Source organism: Candidatus Cloacimonadota bacterium, assembly GCA_011372345.1.
Lineage (GTDB): Bacteria > Cloacimonadota > Cloacimonadia > Cloacimonadales > TCS61 > DRTC01.
Genome location: DRTC01000418.1, coordinates 1 through 1601 on the forward strand (window position 1 = coordinate 1; position 1601 = coordinate 1601).

At 34.2% G+C, this 1601-nt stretch carries 1 protein-coding gene and 1 pseudogene; one reads left to right on the top strand and one right to left on the bottom strand.

What is annotated here, in order from left to right; all coding sequences use genetic code 11:
• Positions 1 to 1029, top strand: a 1029-nt coding sequence (locus ENL20_08155) for an IS1634 family transposase (protein HHE38530.1), incomplete at its 5' end; no start/stop codon positions are given.
• 215 nt (positions 1030 to 1244) lie between these two features.
• On the opposite strand, the pseudogene ENL20_08160 reads toward ENL20_08155, so the two are convergent.
• A pseudogene (locus ENL20_08160) lies at positions 1245 to 1475 on the bottom strand (HslU--HslV peptidase ATPase subunit).
• Positions 1476 to 1601: the final 126 nt, after the last annotated feature.

Here is a 1601-nt window from a genome sequence, read left to right on the forward strand (position 1 = left end):
GCTCATAAATACAATGAAATTCAGGTAGTGTTGGGAATGCTGATCGATTGTGAAGGAAGACCGATCGGTTATGAGCTATATCCTGGGAATACTTTTGATTCCAAAACACTGCTCAAAATCCTAAAGAAATTGAAAGCGCAATTTAATCTAAATAAAGTTATCATTGTTGCTGATAAAGGCATCAATTCCAAACTGAATCTCAAACAGATCAAAGATAATGGATTTGATTATATTGTGAGTGCTCGTATCAAAAACATGAAGAAATCAGTTCAGAAGAAAATTTTATCCGAGAAAGATTACCAAAGGATTTGGAACAACGATCTCAATTATTGGCGGGAAGATTTTGATGAGAAGGATAATCTTTTCACCTATAAAGAATTAGATTACACAAATGTGATAAAGTACATAGATGAAGATCAGCCTGAAGAACAAAAGAGAAATAAATGGATTAGAGAGAAATTACCTGAGAAATTGATTTGCACATTTTCTTCCAAACGGGCTCGAAAAGATGCAAAAGATCGAGAGCGGGCAATCGAGGATGAAAGTTATCATTTGCAATTGCATGAAAAAAGAATATTGGAAGAATCCAAATTTGATGGATTTTATGCGATCCAATGCAGCGATCTTTCGTTGGACCCTCTCAAAGTAATTGATAATTATCATTATCTTTTCAAGGTCGAAGAATCGTTCCGTATCTTGAAATCTACAAAGGAAACTCGTCCGATTTTTCTGTGGAGTCGCAAACATATCGAAGGTCATTTTGTGAGTTGTTTTATTGCTTTCTTGCTTGAGCGTGAGATGGAATTATGTCTGCGAAGAAGAAATGTAGATTTTTCAACAGAAAGGATTAAGCAAGCATTGAATAAAATGGAGTTCAGTGAGATCGTGATAGAAGGTCAGAAATATTTTATGAAAAGCAAACACAACTCATTGGCATCAAAGATATTTGCTGTTCTGAAAATTAAGCAACCATCGAATCTGATGTCGAATAAACAAACAACGGAATATATGGCAAAATTCAAAAATTAATCGTTGAATAAAAGCAAATATATTTCAGTTGTAGGGACAATTTTCGCAACTTTGAAAATTGAAATGCCCTGTTTATGCATGTTTGACTATGGTTAGGTGTCAAAGGTAGGATAGAATATCAAAAAGAAATATATGCTTTCCCAAGCTGGAGCTTTATAAAGAGTATGGTACGATTTTCTTTACTAATTCCTAAATTGGTAGAGTAATATATTTGTTTAAAGAATATATTTCGTCAGATCTTCGTCGGTAATGATCTTTGCGAGTTTTTGTGTGACCAGATCCTTTGTGATTTTTATCTTTTCAGTTTTTTTATCAGGTAGTTCATAGAGGTAATCTTCGAGAAGTATGGAAAGGACAGTATGCAATCTTCTGGCGCCAATGTCCTCCATTTTTGTGTTTGCAAGTGCAGCAAAATTTGATATTTCCTTGATCGAACCTTTTGTGAACCGAACTCCTACCTTTGACAGTTGTACTCCATTTTATTTGTTTCAAATCGTGCAAACCCGCATGAATAAAGGGTTTGTTGTTTTGTGTTTTCTGACTAATCGTAAATTGTAGGGACAACTTTATCA